The organism is Allofustis seminis DSM 15817 (assembly GCF_000374325.1).
In the GTDB taxonomy this organism is placed as follows: Bacteria; Bacillota; Bacilli; order Lactobacillales; family Carnobacteriaceae_A; genus Allofustis; species Allofustis seminis.
This window is the reverse complement of record NZ_KB894081.1, coordinates 17,427-35,296: the sequence shown is the minus strand read 5'-3', so window position 1 is coordinate 35,296 and position 17,870 is coordinate 17,427. Positions and strand designations below refer to the sequence as shown.

Annotated in this window: 20 protein-coding genes; 2 read left to right on the top strand and 18 right to left on the bottom strand. The window is 38.1% G+C overall.

From position 1 onward, the window contains the following. Window positions 1-120: 120 nt before the first annotated feature. From C231_RS0103210 to C231_RS0103125, 18 genes are all read right to left on the bottom strand, one after another. On the bottom strand, window positions 121-1,569 hold the full coding sequence (locus C231_RS0103210; RefSeq protein WP_018659216.1) for a DNA cytosine methyltransferase: 1,449 nt from the start codon (window positions 1,567-1,569) through the stop codon (window positions 121-123). Then, window positions 1,559-2,797: a site-specific DNA-methyltransferase gene (locus C231_RS0103205; RefSeq protein WP_018659215.1), complete on the bottom strand. Its 1,239-nt coding sequence runs from the start codon at window positions 2,795-2,797 to the stop codon at window positions 1,559-1,561. The genes C231_RS0103210 and C231_RS0103205 overlap by 11 nt, the downstream gene beginning before the upstream one ends. An 11-nt stretch (window positions 2,798-2,808) precedes the next feature. Continuing rightward, window positions 2,809-3,591 (bottom strand): S-adenosylmethionine synthetase N-terminal domain-containing protein, encoded by a 783-nt coding sequence (locus C231_RS0103200; RefSeq protein WP_018659214.1) that lies wholly within the window; start codon window positions 3,589-3,591, stop codon window positions 2,809-2,811. A gap of 5 nt (window positions 3,592-3,596) precedes the next feature. Beyond that, a complete protein-coding gene (locus C231_RS0103195; RefSeq protein ID WP_026314329.1) occupies window positions 3,597-4,133 on the bottom strand; it encodes a P27 family phage terminase small subunit in 537 nt (178 codons plus the stop codon). Window positions 4,134-4,253: 120 nt separating this feature from the next. Then, window positions 4,254-4,601 carry an HNH endonuclease gene (locus C231_RS08390; protein ID WP_018659212.1) on the bottom strand — a complete coding sequence of 116 codons (348 nt, stop codon included), beginning with the start codon at window positions 4,599-4,601 and terminating at the stop codon, window positions 4,254-4,256. Window positions 4,602-4,689: 88 nt separating this feature from the next. Next, the gene (locus C231_RS0103185) at window positions 4,690-5,121 is read right to left on the bottom strand and encodes a DUF1492 domain-containing protein (protein WP_018659211.1); all 432 of its coding nucleotides are present in this window, start codon (window positions 5,119-5,121) and stop codon (window positions 4,690-4,692) included. Beyond that, window positions 5,121-6,464 (bottom strand): DEAD/DEAH box helicase, encoded by a 1,344-nt coding sequence (locus C231_RS0103180; protein WP_018659210.1) that lies wholly within the window; start codon window positions 6,462-6,464, stop codon window positions 5,121-5,123. The genes C231_RS0103185 and C231_RS0103180 overlap by 1 nt, the downstream gene beginning before the upstream one ends. Continuing rightward, window positions 6,445-6,726: a VRR-NUC domain-containing protein gene (locus C231_RS0103175; protein ID WP_018659209.1), complete on the bottom strand. Its 282-nt coding sequence runs from the start codon at window positions 6,724-6,726 to the stop codon at window positions 6,445-6,447. Before C231_RS0103175 ends, C231_RS0103180 begins: the two co-directional genes overlap by 20 nt. 250 nt (window positions 6,727-6,976) lie before the next feature. Further along, window positions 6,977-9,196, bottom strand: a complete 2,220-nt coding sequence (locus C231_RS0103170; RefSeq protein ID WP_018659208.1) for a phage/plasmid primase, P4 family — start codon at window positions 9,194-9,196, stop codon at window positions 6,977-6,979. Then, window positions 9,193-9,489: a DUF7768 domain-containing protein gene (locus C231_RS0103165; protein ID WP_018659207.1), complete on the bottom strand. Its 297-nt coding sequence runs from the start codon at window positions 9,487-9,489 to the stop codon at window positions 9,193-9,195. Before C231_RS0103165 ends, C231_RS0103170 begins: the two co-directional genes overlap by 4 nt. Then, window positions 9,489-10,259, bottom strand: coding sequence for a phage antirepressor (locus C231_RS0103160; RefSeq protein WP_026314328.1), 771 nt, complete (start codon window positions 10,257-10,259; stop codon window positions 9,489-9,491). The genes C231_RS0103165 and C231_RS0103160 overlap by 1 nt, the downstream gene beginning before the upstream one ends. Window positions 10,260-10,263: 4 nt before the next feature. After that, on the bottom strand, window positions 10,264-13,119 hold the full coding sequence (locus C231_RS0103155) for a DNA polymerase (protein WP_018659205.1): 2,856 nt from the start codon (window positions 13,117-13,119) through the stop codon (window positions 10,264-10,266). Further along, window positions 13,085-13,237, bottom strand: a complete 153-nt coding sequence (locus tag C231_RS08545; protein ID WP_018659204.1) for a hypothetical protein — start codon at window positions 13,235-13,237, stop codon at window positions 13,085-13,087. Before C231_RS08545 ends, C231_RS0103155 begins: the two co-directional genes overlap by 35 nt. 10 nt (window positions 13,238-13,247) lie before the next feature. Then, on the bottom strand, window positions 13,248-13,802 hold the full coding sequence (locus C231_RS0103145) for a DUF2815 family protein (protein WP_018659203.1): 555 nt from the start codon (window positions 13,800-13,802) through the stop codon (window positions 13,248-13,250). 1 nt (window position 13,803) lies between these two features. After that, a complete protein-coding gene (locus C231_RS0103140) occupies window positions 13,804-14,922 on the bottom strand; it encodes a DUF2800 domain-containing protein (RefSeq protein WP_018659202.1) in 1,119 nt (372 codons plus the stop codon). Beyond that, window positions 14,919-15,203, bottom strand: coding sequence for a DASH complex subunit DAM1 (locus C231_RS0103135; RefSeq protein WP_018659201.1), 285 nt, complete (start codon window positions 15,201-15,203; stop codon window positions 14,919-14,921). Before C231_RS0103135 ends, C231_RS0103140 begins: the two co-directional genes overlap by 4 nt. A 1-nt stretch (window position 15,204) precedes the next feature. Further along, window positions 15,205-15,396 carry a hypothetical protein gene (locus C231_RS0103130; protein WP_018659200.1) on the bottom strand — a complete coding sequence of 64 codons (192 nt, stop codon included), beginning with the start codon at window positions 15,394-15,396 and terminating at the stop codon, window positions 15,205-15,207. 92 nt (window positions 15,397-15,488) lie between these two features. Further along, on the bottom strand, window positions 15,489-16,088 hold the full coding sequence (locus tag C231_RS0103125) for an RNA polymerase sigma factor (protein ID WP_018659199.1): 600 nt from the start codon (window positions 16,086-16,088) through the stop codon (window positions 15,489-15,491). A 380-nt stretch (window positions 16,089-16,468) separates the two neighbouring features. On the opposite strand from C231_RS0103125, the gene C231_RS0103120 reads away from it, so the two are divergent. Both C231_RS0103120 and C231_RS0103115 read left to right on the top strand, forming a co-directional pair. Further along, entirely contained in the window at window positions 16,469-17,431 is a 963-nt protein-coding gene (locus C231_RS0103120; protein ID WP_018659198.1) for an ABC-three component system protein, read from the top strand. After that, complete coding sequence (locus C231_RS0103115) at window positions 17,424-17,867, top strand: ABC-three component system middle component 2 (protein WP_018659197.1); 444 nt, start codon at window positions 17,424-17,426, stop codon at window positions 17,865-17,867. The genes C231_RS0103120 and C231_RS0103115 overlap by 8 nt, the downstream gene beginning before the upstream one ends. Window positions 17,868-17,870: the final 3 nt, after the last annotated feature.

Genomic DNA, 17,870 nt, shown 5'->3' with positions numbered 1-17,870 from the left:
TTGCTTTTGTGTCTACATATTCCCGTAGGTCCAAAAGGAAGTCAAGACAATTTCAAAGAATAATGGCTATAAATAGCGCTTAGAGGAGGTTTCTTTGCTCTATATTTCAAAAAGAATCGATTAAGTGGAATAGTCTACCTTCACTAATTTCTCAAAAATATAGACTGCACATGGTAGGGCGATTCCGTTGCCCCACATTTTGTACTCAGCCGAATCTGTATGCGGGTCTTTAAGCCATTTTCTTATTTGCCTATCGGTCTTCTCTTTCTTTAATCTTCTAATTTTAGTGTCTGTTTTAAAGACCTTTCTCCAAAAGACCATCTCTTCTTCTGTTGGATTTTCTGTCTCTAAGTTTTGACACCAATCATCAGGAAAGCCTTGTAACCTCCCACACTCTGTAGGAGTAAGTCTTCTTATATACTTATTAAAAACAAGAGGTGGATCTTTATAATCAGTTGCAACCAGTGAGGATGTTTCATTGACCTGTGTGTTTGTAAAGTGGGAGTTCTTACTAAGTGAATAAATATCTCGAATCACTGCTACTCCACCTTGGTTTCTTGTAGGTGGATTGCCACTCGTATCAACCGTCCTTGCAAGATTACATTTATAAATATGATGTCTTTCATTTTTTGTGTTTTCTGATGTTTGTCTTATATCGTAGGCCACCAAAGGCTGGTTATTTCCTCCTGTTCCAAGAGTAGATAAAAGGGTCGGTGACTCCTCCAAAGGTCCCTTAAATCGGCTGTCTTGGCCGTGGTTTTCAAAAACTAAGGGAGGGCTTCCTGCCTTTGCTCTTAAAGTTCCTGATTCTTCATTTCTAATATCTATTCTCTGGCCACCTTGGTCATTTAAACAGATTGCTTTTCCAGTGCAGTTTTTAGTGGCCCAGGGATTTCTTTTCCTTTTTTCCTTGCTCTTTTTAAGATTCCAAGGCAGGCCTTCTTGGTCAAATAGTATTTGTCCGGCACTTCTTCCTCCAAAATCTGCGATAAGAAAGATTCTTCTCCTTCGCTGGGGCACTCCGAAGTATTTTGCATCAAGAACCCTCCAAGCAAGGCTAAATTCTTCTCCCATAAGTAGATCGGCATAGGGCCATTTGCCTTGACTAGGCATAGGCACTGAGGGATACGCTCCTTTGATGGATATAATTTCATCAAGGACTCTTCTAAAATCTTCTCCTTTGTTTGAGGAGAAGGCTCCTGGGACATTTTCCCACAGGATGTATCTTGGATATTTTTCATTAGTCTTCCACCTCATTTCCTTAATAATCCTTATGGCTTCAAAAAAAAGATTTGATTGTTCTCCTTTCAAGCCACCCCTTTTCCCTGCAATAGATAGGTCTTGACAGGGAGAACCGAAGCTTATGATATCAACAGGCTCTATCTTCTCGCCTTTAATTTCTCTGATATCACCTAAATGTTTTACTTCCGGTAATCTCTTAGTGGTTACTCTTATGGGAAAGGGTTCAATTTCACTTGCCCATATAGGCTTAATACCATTAAGTTTAGCTGCTAAGGAAAAACCACCAGACCCATCGAATAAAGAACCTAGGGTTAAATTACTCGTCATTAAAATTCACCACTTCAGTATAGGAGAATCGGACTCCATCCCTTTCAACAGAAACGTCATCCACTTTACCCACTTGCTCGATATATCTTTTTACAATCACATCAGCGTACTTTTCATCAAGCTCCATTGTGTAGCAGATCCTATCTGTCTGTTCACAAGCAATAAGACTTGATCCACTACCACCAAAACAATCCAATATTACTGAATTAGTAAGAGATGAGTTCATAATGGGATAGGCCACTAGTGGTATAGGTTTCATGGTTGGGTGGTCCTGATTCTTCTTAGGTTTATCAAACTCCCAGATGGTTGATTCTTTTCTTCCTGTATACCATTTATGCTTGCCCTTTTTCTTCCAGCCAAAAAGTATGGGCTCATGTTGCCATTGGTAAGGACTTCTACCTAGAACTAGGGACTGCTTCTTCCAAATACATGTGCCCGACAAATAAAAGCCTGCATCTTCAAAGGCCCTTCTAAAATTTAAGCCTTCTGTGTCTGCATGAAAGACATAGATACTAGCGTCATCTGCCATAACATGTTCCATATTTCTAAAGGCAGCAAGTAGAAACTCATAAAACGAACCCTGATCCATATGGTCATTTTTTATTTTCCCAGCTTTTCCTTCATAGTTGACGTTATAAGGAGGATCAGTAACTACCAGATTGGCCTTCACCTCTCCCATTAATTTTTGATAGGATTTTTCCTTGGTTGCATCACCTACTAAAAGCTTATGTCGTCCTAAAGTCCATAAGTCGCCTAACTTTGATAGAGCTGGCTTTTCTAGTTCTTTTTCAACATCGAAATCATCATCCTTAATTCCATCTGAAAGACTATCTTTAAACAAATCATCAAGTTCAGGAAGGTCAAAGCCAGTTAGTGAAACATCAAAAGCTTCTGACTCTAAATCAGTGATTAAAAGCATCAATTTTTCTTTATCCCAATCACCCGATATTTTGTTTAAGGCAATATTTAAGGCCTTCTCCTGGGTTTCATCCATAGAAATGACCACACAGTCAATTTCTTTATAGCCTAAGTCTTCCAACACTTTTAGTCTCTGATGGCCACCAACTACCTGCCCCGTCTTTTCATTCCATATAACAGGTTCAACATAACCAAAAGTTTCAATCGATTTTTTAAGTTTTTCATACTCTTCATCACCTGGCTTTAAGTCTTTTCTTGGATTGTAGTCAGCTGGAATAAGGCCTTTTATCTTTTTCTTTTGAATATCCATACATCCTCCCATTAAAAAAGACCCCACTCGGCAAACTTCTCAAAGCCACCAAGGGAATCGATATACTTTCTTGCTATTTCTACAATTTGCTTGTAAGGCCTACCGTCCACTTCTTCATCTCCAATTGCACAGGAAAGTTCTACAGGCCTCCCCGTTTCTTGTGCCTTTAAAAAAGCGTAGATGTTCACGGATACATCTGCCTTAGATAGGTCTTTTCCATGAAGGCCACCACCCGTTACAGAATCAGCCATATCTGAACCAAGTTTTCTGTTGGTTGCACCAGTATCAACATTGGGTCCACCTGTCCAATAGCCTAGAGGATTAATCTCTGCTTTTGGATACAAGGCTTGTAAGTCTTCTTTTTCTGCATGAGATTGGCAGATAATCAGCCTATCCTTATCAAGTATGTATTTACCATCAAAGGGATATTTTGAGTAGATATCTCTTGCTATTTTACTTAGCTTTTTATCTTCTTCACTTAAAGGTGCTCCCCTAAATATGCCATTGTCTCCACACTTCATTTTTTCCTCTTGGTTATGAGAGAGGCTAATATCTTGAGGGAAAATGGCAATATCTTTTTTTATATCTCCAGCAATCCTTTGAATAATGGACTTAATTTCCCTAAACTTTAGCCTAGTGCCTGTCTCTATGATGACATGGCAAGTGCCATGACCAATTAACACTTCAACAGCTATTTTAGGGTCTTGCTCCTTTTTATAGGCTAAATCAACAATTGCACCTGCTATCCTGTCGGCTAGTTTATCTGGATGCATTGGGTTTACTTTTTCTATCATATTTTCTACCTCTTTCTTGTTCTTAGTAATCTTTCCATCACATCATCTTGTGGTGTTGCGCCCTCATAGTCGATGGATGAGTTTTCTTTTACAATGTCATAAATCTGATACCAAATCTGATTGACTTGCTTCATATAATTCTGACTCATGCTGACATAAGGAGATGCTATGGCTTGACCTGTTGTTGGATGTTTTGCTAAAAAGCCAAATTCAGAAATAGCCTCCTCGCACTGAATCCATCTTGAAACACTCATGGCGTATTGGTTTAAAAGCTGAGTCCCAACGAGCTGTTCACAAGAGAACTTTTTAAGCCAATCCCATGTTTCTGTATAGATTTCTTCTGCATAAAGGTCACTTCCATCTCTTTGTTTTCTTTTCATGTAATCTTTTACAAGTGGCATATCGGCTCCACTTAAATCTTCTGTCTCTGGTAGGTCAATCACCTTGGCATCTAGGCCTGCATTTATCTTTTCAATTAAGGGTTTAGATTTTCTACCAGCTCCCGCTCTTTTCCCACCTCTTCTTGTTCCATCTTTTGCTATTTCTATCACCCCATTTCTGAAGTGGGGTTAATACCCCCTTTGATTTCCCTTTTTTGTGCGTGAGAGGGGCCGCCGTTGTCCAGGGGCTAAGCTTTTAGAGATTTCCCCTCCCCCTGCCCTTTAACGGTCTCCTCGATCACGGTGAATTTTCTCATGGCAAGATTTACACAAGCTCATCAGATTATTTTCCTCGTGATTTCCTCCCTCAGATAAAGGAAGGATATGGTGGATTTCCTCTACTAGGGTGGATTTTCCTTCTTTTAGACACATCTCACAAAGAGGATGCATCCTTACATAGCGCTCCCTTATCTTTCGCCAGCTTCTTCCATATCTTTTCCCTGATGAGTAGCCACGAGTAAAAGACTCATAGTGTTTAGTCATTAACTTTTTATGTTCATCGCAGTAGACATCATCTGATAGGTTGGGGCAACCTTGATACCTACATGGACGTTTTGGTTTTCTTGGCATATTATCACTCCATACAAAAAGCCCTGAGACTTCTCCCAAGGCTTAAAACTTTTATTCTTTTTTCCTATCCTAACAATACTACAATAGCCTACTCTCTTTCTATCACATCTACTCTCAACTTTAATTGAACATCATCTAAAGCCTTACTATGAAGCCTAAAAATATGCTGGATGGAATAGTTCATATCGACTGCTATCTCCTCCCAGGTTTCAAAACAAAGATATCTCTTTTCAAGTAAGGCTTGCAGTTCCTTATTTTCCACTTGCTTTATGATTTCTACTATCTCTCTTTTTAAATCGACCAGCCTATCGATATCCCTATTAATCTCTTCTTGAAGGTCTATAATTTTAACAATCGTATCTTCAAGTCTTGATGTTCCTCGATTTGGACTCTTTGGCATATCCGATAGGGTAGATGATGCTTTAGTAGCTAGGGCATTTAATGACTCCAGCTGTTCTAGCTTTGAGTTGATTCTTTTATCTAAATGAAAGGCCTGTTGTAAGTATTCCTTTGCCTTCATCATCCCACCTCCATATTTGCTTTTACTGCCTTTAATAAGGCCTCTTGGATTTTACTCTTGTTCTTAAGAGCCATAACCACATCTTCATCGATGGTTTCTTCGCATAAAATGTGATGGATGACTACAGTATCCTTCTGCCCTTGCCTAAAAAGCCTAGCATTGGTCTGCTCGTAAAATTCTAAAGACCAAGTCAAGGAAAACCAGATGATGGTTGAACCCCCATGTTGAAGATTAAGCCCATGGCCTGCTGATTGAGGATGAATCATAGCTAAAGGAATTTCTCCCTCGTTCCATCTTTTAAAAGCCTCACTAGTCCTTAGTTCTCTTACATCAAAACGCTTTTTGATTCTTTCCAGGTCATGCTTAAAGTTATAGACAATAAGGACGGGCTTTCCATTAGCTGCCTCAATTAAATCCTCCAGGGCATCGAGCTTTTTCTCATGTAAGACGACATAGTCTTTATCCTTTGTATAAATTGCCCCGCTTGCTAATTGAAGTAGTTTGTTGGAAAGAACTGCCGCATTGACGGCATCTATCTCTTCATTTTTAAGCTCCAAGACCATCTCTTTTTTAAAGTCATCATAAAGCTCTTTTTCCTTAGGACTCATCTTTACCTTGACGTCACTTATTATTTTCTCAGGCATTTCAATAAAGTCCTTTGCCTTCATGGATACCGTAATGTCTGCTATCTTTTGATAAATCTTCTCCTCCGAGTCTGGCAAGGGTTTATAGGAGTATATGATATGACCATTTCTCTTATCTGGCTTAAAATAAACTTCTCGGTAATAGGAGATAAATTTTCCCAACCTGTCACCCATATCAAGGAGTCTAAACTGTGCCCATAAATCCATCAGTCCATTTGAGGAAGGCGTTCCTGTTAGACCCACCATTCTTTTCACTTTAGGTCTTACCTTTATCAAAGCCTTGAATCTTTTTGCCCTGTGAGATTTAAAAGAAGTTAGCTCATCAATGACCACCATGTCATAGTTAAAGGCATAATTTTCAATCAGCCAGACCACATTTTCTCGATTAATAATATAGATATCGGCTTTTTTCTCTAAAGCCTTCTCTCTTTCTTTTTGAGAGCCAACCACAACAGAATACTCAAGTAAGGATAAGTGATCCCATTTTTCTATCTCATCTTTCCAGGTATCTCTTGCAACTCTCAAGGGAGCAATAATTAAGACCTTGGATACCTCAAAAGAGTCAAAGAGTAGATTATTAATCGCTGTTAGACTAATGACCGTCTTTCCAAGACCTAAGTCTAAAAAAATAGCAGCTATCTCATGGTCTTCGATATATTTGCTTGCATATTCCTGATACTTATGTGGCTTGTATTTCATCTAGTATCTCCTCAATCTTTTCTCTATCATCTAGGACAAAGACTAGAAAGCCTAAGTCTTTAAGTTGTTTTATCCTAAGCTCTTGAATCTTTCTTGGTCTTTGTCCTTTTCTTTTTACTTCAACAAATCCAATCTTCCCCCTTGGAAGTAGAATCATACGATCAGGTACTCCCGTCAGGGAGGGGGAGGTAAATTTTAAGCACAGACCATCTAATCCCCTTACCTTTTCTACTAATTTTTCTTCAATTTCTTTCTCTAACATCCGTTTTTTCTCCATTGACCCTCACTAACTTTCACTAAAAAACCTCTACAAACATTGATTTTATGGGAAAGTGGTGCCCAAGACACTCTTTTAGTAACCTTTTATATATATAATAAAATTTATTATTTTATTTTATTTTATTTTTATTATTAATAGTAATAGACTATCACCACTTACATATAGCTCTTAAACCCTTATGGTTACTTCCTTTCAAGAAGTGATAGTCGAGTGACAGTGTGAGGGTCTTGACCTACACCACAGAGAACTCATCATCTTTTAGCCTCACACCATGGATGAAACTTCCCTTATTTGTCTTTCTACGAATAAAACCTTCTATATCAAGAGCATTGTAAAAGTCAGTCGTACTACGGATATGCTCTCCTGTACGCATGCAATAAGCCCTATATTCTTGATAAAAGACCCCAGACTTTTGAACAAAATCCTCATCTAGCTCACAGCAATCCTCGATGAACTTTCCTAGCCAGTCATTGTCTTCCTTGTATTTATTGATGGCATCTTCGACTTTTCTTGGTCGTTTGAATTTAAAATCTAAAGCAATGGCCTTTTTTGCCCCATCAATAATCCACTGTAAGATATATTCTGAAGACTCCTTGTATAGATAATCGCCATAATTTTTGATATCATCCTTGGCCTTAATCTTGGCTAAAAAGGGAATGACAATCAGTCTTCGCCAGGTACCATCATCAATAGCACCAACCTTTGGTAGGTGGTTTGTGTAAAGGACCAGGGTATGGGTTGGGGTAAACTTAAAGGGTGCCTTGAATTTTTTCTCCGCATTTACTTCATCAGTAGAACAGAGCTGTTTGATGATTGAGGTTGATAGTCTCATTCCTTCTTCAAGCTCTGCTGCAATAAGAAGCCTTTTTCCCTTGGTCTCAGCGATTTCTGGTTTAATATTTCTCGTATTATTCGCCGACAAAATATCAGAGGAAATAGTCCCACTGTAGGAACCTAAGACCCTAGCAATCACATTCCAAAAGGTTGACTTGCCGTTTTTCCCATCACCGTAAGCAATAATAAGGGCTTCAAGATAGACTTTTCCAATCGCAGCAAGGCCTACAATCTTTTGAACATAATCAATTAAATCCTTATCCTTCAAAAAGAAAGTATCCAAGGCATCAAGCCAGATGTCTTTTCCTTTATTTGAGGGCTTTGTGTTTGTCATCTTACTTAGGTACAAACTAGGCTCATGGTCCAAGCTTTCACCAGTTTTTAAGTTGACTACCCCATGGTGACAATTCAGTAAGAATTCATCCCTATCAAAGATACTGGGGTCGACTTCTACCATAGGCATAGCCTCCTTAAGTGTGGCATTAATCGCTCTTGAATCGCCTCTTTTAATGGCATAGGCTAAATACTTTTCTTCTTCTTCCAAAAGATTTAAAAGTCTTTTTTCATCACTGGATAAAAGGGCCATTGCCTTTGCCTTGGATAAGCCCGCCATCTTCTCATAGATACCAAGCTTTATCACCTTATCTTTTATCTTTTGAATAGAGGCTTGCGCCTCTTCCATCTGCTTTTTTACTAATTCTTGAGATAAAAGCTGGGCCTTTAGGTCTGACTCCTCCCAGAGTTTTCCTGTATAAACCATGAAGTTGGTCGCTTTTGAATATTTTAAAATATCCTCATATTCTCCTACCAATACACTCGCTTGTCCTAAATCAGAAAAAGGATCAGGCCTTAAACTCTTCTCATAATCTTCTGGTGGGATATAGCTAGGTGATTTTTTAATCTTGGAATAAAAACCTAATGCAGACCTCCAAATTTGATTTAATTCGTCATCATCTAAAGGTGGCACGCATTGTTCAGCTTTTTCATAAAAGAGTTTTTTAGCCTTTTCACTTTCTCCTAAGCGTACAAGAATCGAACCTGCAAATCGACTCATGGTCGTATTTCTACTGCCTTGTTTTATCTTGTCTAAGTCTTCAAAATCATCATGTAAAAGACTTGTGACATAATTTCTACCTCTTATAATCTCAACGACTGGCCCATCTACCCCATAGAAAAACCTAGCTCCATCTAAGGCATTCTGGTCAAAGTATGGGAAAAATAAGGCGAGCTTTTCCTTATAAGAGACATAAGTTTCTAAATCGTAAACCTTAGGAATAGGAAAGTAGATGTGAAATCTTGGCCTAGCAGACTCCGTGCCTTTTTCTTTCATATGGTTTCTGCTGTAACAAATCCCAAATTTAATCCCATCAAAGTCTTTCTTGATATCACGGATACCAACCCACTTTGAAGTATCATCCGTTCCTGAATTATCTATATCCATGGCAATACAGTCAGATTCTAAAAAATTATCATTGGATCTTTTATTGTTTTTATACTTGGCCATAACGTGGTCATAAGATGCTAGTTTTTCAAAAGACCTAATATCTGTCACCTTGATCTCATGAGGGTAAAGTGTGTTTTTCTCATTACCTCTTGTATCTGAGTGGAAAAGTTTCATAACATAACCTCCCTTATTGGAATGCCTAGCTCTTTTGCTTTTTTGATTTCAAAAGCCATTCCTTCCGTAGTGAATGCCCCACAGACCCAGATTTCCTTACAAGCTTTTAAGACCTCAATATTAAGAGCTAGGGCCAGGTCTCTTTCACTTTCTTCATCCATAAATTGAGGGAAAAGAAGATGAGGTGCAAGAGGGACAGAACCCTCCTCCATCGCATATCTCGAATACTTTCTAGCTATTTTTATATTGGTCTCAATATCTCCTCGAAAGGGACTGGCGATATATACAAGCATTAGGCTACCTCTTTCTTTTCAATAAGAGGAACATAGCCTTCACTTTTAAGTAGGTCATAGATAAATAGTCTACCCTTTTGAGTCCAATAGGTATGAACTTTAGAACCCATCTCTCCATTTCCTTTTGGATAGGCATGAGTCTTCGTGCAGGTATAACCTTCTGCTGCATAGTCTTGATATAAAAGCCAGATTCTTCCCTGTTTGTATTGAACGCCTAAATTATGAAGAAGTTTATTCATTCTTCTAGCAGACCAACCATAATCTTTAGCAATCACAGAAATGGCGACTGCCTCCTTGCAGTTTAAAACCACATCGTAATATGAGGCTTTGGGTTTAAGCTCTAAGTTCTGTTGTTTTAATATGGCCTTTTCTTCTCTTTCCTTCTTTAATTCTTCAAGGACTGCAATCATTAAATCAGGGTTATTTAGTATCTCATCAGTAGCATAAAGCCCTCTTTTTCGAATAGAAGGTAGGACTTCACTAGTCACCCATCTTTTAAACTTTTTCGCTGAGGGAAGCTTACTGGATAAGATAAGGCTATAGAGACCTGATTCGTTGATAAATATTGGCGTTTGCTTTCTTCCCATGGAGTCACGAATCGTTACCCCATCTTTTTTGTCTTCTTTATCAACGTGATCAAGGATCGCTTTTCGTGTATTGCTATATCCCAAGTTCTGAGCGATATCTTTTCCTACAAACCATGGCTCATTATCTATAAGCATTGTTCTTATATCTTCAAATTCTTCATGTTTATATATTTCTAAATTCATTATTCTAATCCTTTCTATAAAAATCACAGACAAAGCCCTCAGCATCAAGGACCAGTCCCTTAGCCCATGAGGGGTTTTGGCACATAATCTTATTGATGTCTTCTAGATCCTTTGGGTAGCCATCAATCACCACCTCATCATGAACGTGCATGACAATTTCGTATTTTTTATTTAAACGCTTAAGGCTACTTGCTAAAATATCTCTAGCTATGGCCTGAACGATATTCTCTACAAATTTCCCACCATAGGATTCTTGTCTTTCCCACTTGCCTCCTGTAGAAGTAAACTCATAAGTGATGGACTCGCCACCAAAACGATTCATACCAATCCCTGGCCTCATATAGGCAAGTCTTCTTTTCGATGGGAGTGTAATAAAGAGAATCCCTTTTTCCATAGAAAATAAAAGATTTTTGTATCTTTCTCTTCCTCTAGACTTAATCACTGATTTAACGATTCGGTCGATTTCATACCAAAGGTTTACAATATTGGGATTAGCCTCTCTCCAAGAATCTACGACGGACTGAAGCTCATCTTCTGAAAGACCCATCTCAAGTCCTCCCATGGCCTTAAGTGCCCCGACAGAGCCTTGATAGCCACAGTTATGGACTAGTTTTCCTGATACGGTAAAACGATGATGTGGTCCGGCATTTCGTATGTCATAAACTCTAGCCTTGCCTCTATCAATCGCCAGTTTTTCCTTTTTTCCTCTACAGCAGTTCTGGCATCCTGGATGACTTCTTTTCTTGATAGGCCTTGAGATAGTTTTCTTATAACCACACTTCTCGCATAAGGCCAATACTTTTGATGAAATTCCGTCAGTACTGTAGACCTTTTGTTTGAGTTGTTTTTTGAATGATCTACAAATCGAATATTTCCCTTTTGGTAGTGCCCATTGTTGTCTATTCTGTCTATTTCTAATTTTCTTGAGGGTATCCCATATTTTTCTATTAAATACAGGCCCGCTTCTAGAATGCTTTTGAATTTGAATTTTATTCCTCTTTGCCCATAATTCTTGTACTGCGGGTCCTTCTTGTTTTCGCATCTTTGCTTTGCTGCTGTTAATCGCCGATTTAGCCACTTTGGTATTTGTCTTGGTTGAGAGCATGACTGACACCCCATTGACTGACCTGATGTTAGATTTCCTCTGTCTTGCCATTGAACACTTCCACATCCTTGACATTGAGTGAGTACGTAACAGCTGTTCCAATTTTTTGACCATCTTTTTTCTGGGCTTATAATTTTCACCCAGCCGTATCTCTCTCCTACCATCTCCTGTTTGTAAGAGATGTGCTCCGCTATTGGAGGCTTGTCCAAAGTGTATCGGCCTCTGTTGCCCCTCAATCCATACGAGGTGATCTTTTGTTGCTCTGAGTCCTTCATATTCAATCACCTCTCTTATTCCTTTATAAACGACCCCTTCGTGGGTCACCCATGAATTTCCATCCCATAATTTGTGATATAGCTTAACTTCTTCAATAGGAACAAGGCCTCGATTTGTTAGGACTAGTTCACCTTCTGCAATACAGGCAAGCTCAGCTATTTTTCCTTTTTGTCTAAGATGACCATTAATACCATGCTTTTCTACTGGTACACTAAACATCTGAGAGGCTGACTCACAGTAAATATCGACCCCTCTATTAAATGCATCCATCCTCCAAGTCTCGCCAGAGAGCCATGCTAACACCCTTGCTTCGATAGCTGTGAAGTCTGAAACCACTAAAACTCGACCTTTACTTGGAACAAAAGCTGTACGAATAAGCTGTGATAAGACATCAGCAGGTGAATCATATAAAAGACTCAATAGTTCGTAGTCACCATCTTTTACGATAGATCTTGCAAGCTCTAAATCATCAAGATTGTTTCTTCTTAGGTTTTGCACCTGGATAAGTCTTCCTGCATAGCGTCCTGTCCTATTTGCTCCATAAAACTGGATGAGCCCTCTTACCTTTTTATCCTTCGTTGCTACATTTTCTATGGCATTAAACTTTCTAATAGAAGACTTAGAAAGCTGTCTTCTTAATAAAAGGGCCTCTCGAACCTTACCCGTTGACTCTTTGATGGCTTTATCCACTTCCTTCTTAGCAAGAGAGTCCATTTCTAGTCCCTCTTTTTTTAACCATTCACGTAGCTGTAAAGGTGAGTTCGGATTTTCTAGTCCTGTTAAATCCATTGCTCTTTTCATATTTTTCTCATAGAGCTTTTCATCAATATCTACAGCACCCTTTACAAGGTCTAAATCTACACAGATACCACGGTCATTAATCACTTGGTCGATATGATAGTTCTCCCATTCAAAATCTGGTATAGGAAAGGCTGATAATTTTTTATTGATGGCTCTTTCTACTTCCACATCCCTCTTGTTATATTCCTTAAAAAGCTCCCACTTTTCTGGCTCATCAGCTTTGGTTAATCTGCTTTTGTAACCATTTGACTTAGTTGGAGTAACGGGAATAGAAAAGGTGCGAATGAGACTTCTTCCTTCCGACATTTTCTTTGTATCAAATCTTAATACCTCTGCTACCTTTTCAAGAGATAAAGGAAGACCTAAGTAAGCAGACCAAACCATCGAACAATACCAGGACTTTGGATTTAGCCTTCTTCCTAAATACCTAGACAGACAAACTCGTTCAAAGTTTGCATTAAAAGCCCACTTCTCCACTTTGTCATCTTCTAAAGCATGTAAGATTTCTTCTGGGATTTCTTCACCATTAGCTAAATCAATCACTTGTATATCTTCATCATCGATAGCGTATGCAAAGAGGAGGATCTCAAAATCCTCACTCTCGGCATACTTATACACACCTGATTTTCTTAAGTCTCTTGAGCTATAGGTCTCGATGTCCATCATCAAGTTTTTCATTTTCCCTATCCTCTCTCCTATATCTTCTTTCTGTAATCGCATCGATGTTTGCTTGGATTAGAAAGAAGATAATTTGAGATAAAATAATCAGAAGTAGAATGGAAATAATAGTTTTCATGATTTACCTCCTAAGATAAAAAGTCTTCTTCGTCATCATCGCCGTAAATATCAAAGTCATCACTTGCATTAAAACGTCCACCGAGTGGATCACCATCAGAAAGCTTTTGAATGTTCCCAAGTCCACAGGCAACTCCCCTGTTCCCATTGACGTTAAAGGCGTAAAAGTTTAAGCTCACACGAGCATAGACACCTGAGTAAACTTCACTTCTATCGATAATTGGCTCGACATTTCTATCCACGATTTGAGGTGCTGTTAAGGAATTGGCATTAACAAAGTAGGCATCCCTGTAAGCCCCGTCATCTTTCTCAATATCGCCGTCACGAAGGGGCAGTTTAATTGCATTCATGTTTGGCATTTTCCCACCAAATTTACCTAAGTCTCTTTCAATTGCAGCTTTAATGGCTCGCTCGATTTTTTCAATGGTTCTCGTATCAGTTTTTGGAATGATGATGGAACAAGAGTACTTTTCCTTGCCACCATTAATTGATTTTGGCTCCCATACATTGGCATAGCTAAGTCTTACTTTTCCTGTTGTTACTTTTGTTTGATTTAAATTTGTCATTTTATTCTTCTCCTTCTATCTTTGAAAATTCATCTTTTGCATTTGCAATTTCTGGACGACTATCTGACCTTGGTACAAGGATTGGTTTGCCCTGTGGTTTACTAATATAGGGCGATAGGTGTTTGTCAAATTCTTCCTTGCCTAGGAGTTTTGTCATCTTGGTAATACCAAGAAGTTTTTTCTCATAAGGGTCATAGCCCAGTTTCTTAACGGTTTCTACAATCTTTTCTTCATCGCCGTATTTACGTGTTGACCTGCCTTCAACGAGTTTGAAGTTCTGCCATGTTTTTCCTAGCTGGGCCTCTTCTAAGGCGTATTCTTTAACGTCTACTATCCAAGACTCAAGACTTGGAATGATAGCTAGGATGTCCTCAATTTCTGAATCCATCAGTAGTTCTGGTTTCTTAAAGTCATACTTTAAGCATTCCAGTACATACTCAGCCCTTCTTCTTCCTCGACTTTTTGCTGGCCAAAATCTCATCCATGGGCCATCTTTAAATTCACCTTGACCATTGATGGCCTCTAAAGCTTTAGGCTTTAACACCTCTTCAGCCCACTTGTATAAGTCTTTAGGAGTCATTGAAAAAGATGAGATATTGGTACGTCTTGGCTGGTAGATATGCATGGTGACCTTAGTAAAGTCGTAAATCCCATCAAAGAGATATAAGGCACCTAGGGCATAAATCATCAGTTGACTATTGTTTCTAGCATCAACTTGGATACCTAAGCCATATTTGAAATCTACGATGTGAAGTTCCTCACCACCTGCAATAATGGCATCGGCTGTTCCATAGGCTTCTGGGATATACATGGACAAATTAAGCTTTTCTTCTACATATACTTTTGGCTTAGTAAGACTTGCCATGATTTCATTAATATAGACCACATAGCCTTCTGCACACTCTTCCATTTCCTTAGAGTAAAACTCCAGCTTGTTTTTAGGATTTCTGGTTTTCATTCCTAGATTCTTTTTAAGGAGGTGCTCTGCATATAAGTGAGCCTCCGATCCTTCCTGTGCATAAGGTGAACGCTCCTCTTGAAAGAGGATTTGATACTTGACACTAGCTGGTGAATTAATCCATCTCTCAGATGAGGATGGGGATAATAGGGCATGGCTCATTTCAGTGCCTCCACATCTTTTAAGAGACTCTCATAGTCTTTTGGGTCAACCTGAGATAGCTTGTCTGAGCCATACTTTTTAAGCAGGGCTTTTATATCCTCTGTAAAGCCAGCTCTCGACTTATTAGCCAGAGTGTGTCTTACCTCTTCAATCTCAATACTTACTTTCTTTTCTGTCTTTTCTGTCACTTCTTGGCCATCGCTATATAGTAGCGTTGCCAAATCCTCTGTTATCTCTACTAAGCTCTCGTGTATTTCTTTTAGTCTTTTCATTCTTGCCATCTCATTCACCTTCCTTTACTTCTTTAATATCTACTGACTCGATTTGTTCACCTGGTTTTAAAAGGTAGATTTGTGTAAAATCTCCAAAGAAAAACCTAATAATTTTCTTAGGCAAACTCATTTCTGCAGCTTCTAGTACCTTCTTTTTCTTGCCGTTAGGACGGCTTACGTTTACTACAACCTTGTGTTTCAAGACCTGTCCTCCTTTCTTGAAATTTGTAGGGTGTCTCCCTTACAAATCACAGGCAAAGAAAAAGGACGAGTTTTTAACCTCGCCCTAAAAATTTATTTATAATTCTTTTTTATGAAGGCCTCAGCCTTGTCTAGGTGCTTTTTAACACCTGCTGATGATATGCCGAGCATCCTTGCAATTTCTACTTGCTTATATCCTTCGACATACCTTAAGTTAAGAATTTCTCTCTGCCTATCAGTGAGCCCTTTTAATAAAGACTCCATCTTCTCTGACCAGGGAGAAAAAATCTCACTATAGTCATCTAAGGTACTGGTTTCATAACTAATACTTTTTTTATCTGAGTCAAGTTCTCCATCTTGGTCATAATCTAAGGAAAGATTATAATTCCTGGGGAAGACCTCATTTGCCATCTCATCTACATCAACTTGATTTGGCTCGTATCCATGTTTTGCTTTAAAATCTTCCACATATTTCTTCTTCCACTTTTGGATTTCTTCTTTTTCTTTATCGCTTCTATTGGGTCTTAAATTCTTGTTGTTATAGTAGACTTCACTATCATCCATCGAGTGGAGCATTTTTATATCCATCTCCGTTACGCCATCTTCTCCTACCTTAAGTACCACTTTTCTTCCATCACTGAATGAATAGGTATAGTCTCTTCTCTTGTCACTTCTTGTTTTTCTTGTTTTCATCTTTTCGTTTCCTCCGTGAATTTGCTAATTCTCAGGGGAAACAAAATTGACCTATACTTTTCTAGACACAAAAAATGCACATTAAAAAGAAACGTAGAGATCAAAAGCTCAGAGAAGTCCAGTGAACTTCTTTAGCTATTTTTGTAATCCCCTACGTCCTAATGCGCATCTCGGACTTGAGAATATTATTTTCGTTTTTAGCTTATTTTTATTCGCCTTTCTAAATAATGTCTTTAGTAAAACGAAATAAGCTGTGATATAATTTAATTAGTAACTAACTTTATATCTGAATTTATTTTACAAAACTGGATCTTTTTACATGGTCGGAATTGGTCCAGAAAAGTCCATGGTCTAATCGGACCACAGAAAGGAGGAAAATTATGGGAACAACACCTTTTTCTAAATTCATAAAATGTATAAGACCACTTAAAGAAAATAAAGAAAGTATTGAACATTTTACGGAAAAGATATTTGAAATCTATACGCCTTATACCGAAGAAGGAATGTCTGATGTAGAGAGAAGCTCTTCTACTATTAAGAAATATGCTTATGGATCGACTAATATTTCAAAGGATGTTGCTATAGAACTTTTAAAATACAAGGATGAGCAAGCCTTGGCGGAATTTATTGATGACACTGATGATTCAATTTGCTCAGCTATGTATGAATTATTTCAGTCTGAGTTTTCAATTGATGGCCTTAATCTTTTTAACTTAGGTAGTAAAGCAGCAGAGCTTCTTACGAATATACTTACCGATATAGCTACTAAAGGAAATAAAAAAAGTCTCCAACCTATAAATGTTGAAGACTATATAAGTAAAGTAAAAGTAGAAAATGGAATGTTAGTTTTTGGAGATGCTAAAATACCTATGCCAATTTCAGATTTACCTTCAGAAGACATCCCTGAAGATGAAATGAAATTAAAGTATATTGGTGCTTTAATTGATGCCTACAATGATGCAGGAAAAACTGATATTGACATTTCAAATAGAACTACCTTCAAAAAGAAATATAGAGATAACTTTCAAGAGCAAAGAGTTAATTTTTATGAAGCTGAGAGTTTGAAAAATTTTTCCAGAGACACCATTTCCTCAGAATCTGATGAATTTCAAAAACTTCTAGATGAAACCTATGATGGTGTTATAAGTACAAGTAGAAAAAAATATTCTGATGGATATGATAGATTACTATCTGTTTTAGAGCAGGCAGCTAAAATTGAACTCAATGGCTCAAAGCTATATCACTTACCAGAGTTGGTAACCATAAAAAGAAAATGTGGGTTTTGCCACATGTTAGTAAATGATAGTCGATTATTCTGGGTTGAGGAGGAGGAAGATGAGTAAGTTATTTAATTCTATCTACGAGATCTCCCTTAGAATCCTTATACAACTTTTTGTTCTTGATGGAGAAGAGAAAACTGCAGACTATATTTCTTCTTTAGATTATTTAAGCTTATACTCTAAAACTTTTAAGATTGGAGATTATGACTTGCATGGAGAAAACCCCTATCGATTGGGGGAACTTGCTACTCGTTTAAAATCAGGAAGACAGGCTCTAAAAACATTAGTATCCAAAGGTTTCGCTTCAGTGTCAGGAACGAGTAAAGGTTTTGTCTTTAAAATCACAGATATAGGGAAAGAAGTTATAGGAGAACTAAAGCTAGACTATGCAATGAACTATATGAACATTGCAATTGATGTACAGGATTACTTCAGTGAGTACGCAGATACTGAAGTTTTGAATCATATTAATGGAATTTCACGTGAAAGGAGGATGTAAGTG

Bases quoted from the DNA above. Each gene is read 5' to 3' on its own strand.
- C231_RS0103210 (WP_018659216.1), bottom strand. From the start codon at position 1,569: ATGACGAGTAATTTAACCCTAGGTTCTTTATTCGATGGGTCTGGTGGT.
- C231_RS0103160 (WP_026314328.1), bottom strand. From the start codon at position 10,259: ATGAATTTAGAAATATATAAACATGAAGAATTTGAAGATATAAGAACA.
- C231_RS0103135 (WP_018659201.1), bottom strand. From the start codon at position 15,203: ATGGCAAGAATGAAAAGACTAAAAGAAATACACGAGAGCTTAGTAGAG.
- C231_RS0103165 (WP_018659207.1), bottom strand. From the start codon at position 9,489: ATGCTTGTATATATCGCCAGTCCCTTTCGAGGAGATATTGAGACCAAT.
- C231_RS0103155 (WP_018659205.1), bottom strand. From the start codon at position 13,119: ATGAAAAACTTGATGATGGACATCGAGACCTATAGCTCAAGAGACTTA.
- C231_RS0103120 (WP_018659198.1), top strand. From the start codon at position 16,469: ATGGGAACAACACCTTTTTCTAAATTCATAAAATGTATAAGACCACTT.
- C231_RS0103140 (WP_018659202.1), bottom strand. From the start codon at position 14,922: ATGAGCCATGCCCTATTATCCCCATCCTCATCTGAGAGATGGATTAAT.
- C231_RS0103145 (WP_018659203.1), bottom strand. From the start codon at position 13,802: ATGACAAATTTAAATCAAACAAAAGTAACAACAGGAAAAGTAAGACTT.
- C231_RS08390 (WP_018659212.1), bottom strand. From the start codon at position 4,601: ATGCCAAGAAAACCAAAACGTCCATGTAGGTATCAAGGTTGCCCCAAC.
- C231_RS0103185 (WP_018659211.1), bottom strand. From the start codon at position 5,121: ATGAAGGCAAAGGAATACTTACAACAGGCCTTTCATTTAGATAAAAGA.
- C231_RS0103205 (WP_018659215.1), bottom strand. From the start codon at position 2,797: ATGGATATTCAAAAGAAAAAGATAAAAGGCCTTATTCCAGCTGACTAC.
- C231_RS0103175 (WP_018659209.1), bottom strand. From the start codon at position 6,726: ATGTTAGAGAAAGAAATTGAAGAAAAATTAGTAGAAAAGGTAAGGGGA.
- C231_RS0103170 (WP_018659208.1), bottom strand. From the start codon at position 9,196: ATGAAACTTTTCCACTCAGATACAAGAGGTAATGAGAAAAACACACTT.
- C231_RS0103200 (WP_018659214.1), bottom strand. From the start codon at position 3,591: ATGATAGAAAAAGTAAACCCAATGCATCCAGATAAACTAGCCGACAGG.
- C231_RS0103115 (WP_018659197.1), top strand. From the start codon at position 17,424: ATGAGTAAGTTATTTAATTCTATCTACGAGATCTCCCTTAGAATCCTT.
- C231_RS08545 (WP_018659204.1), bottom strand. From the start codon at position 13,237: ATGAAAACTATTATTTCCATTCTACTTCTGATTATTTTATCTCAAATT.
- C231_RS0103125 (WP_018659199.1), bottom strand. From the start codon at position 16,088: ATGAAAACAAGAAAAACAAGAAGTGACAAGAGAAGAGACTATACCTAT.
- C231_RS0103180 (WP_018659210.1), bottom strand. From the start codon at position 6,464: ATGAAATACAAGCCACATAAGTATCAGGAATATGCAAGCAAATATATC.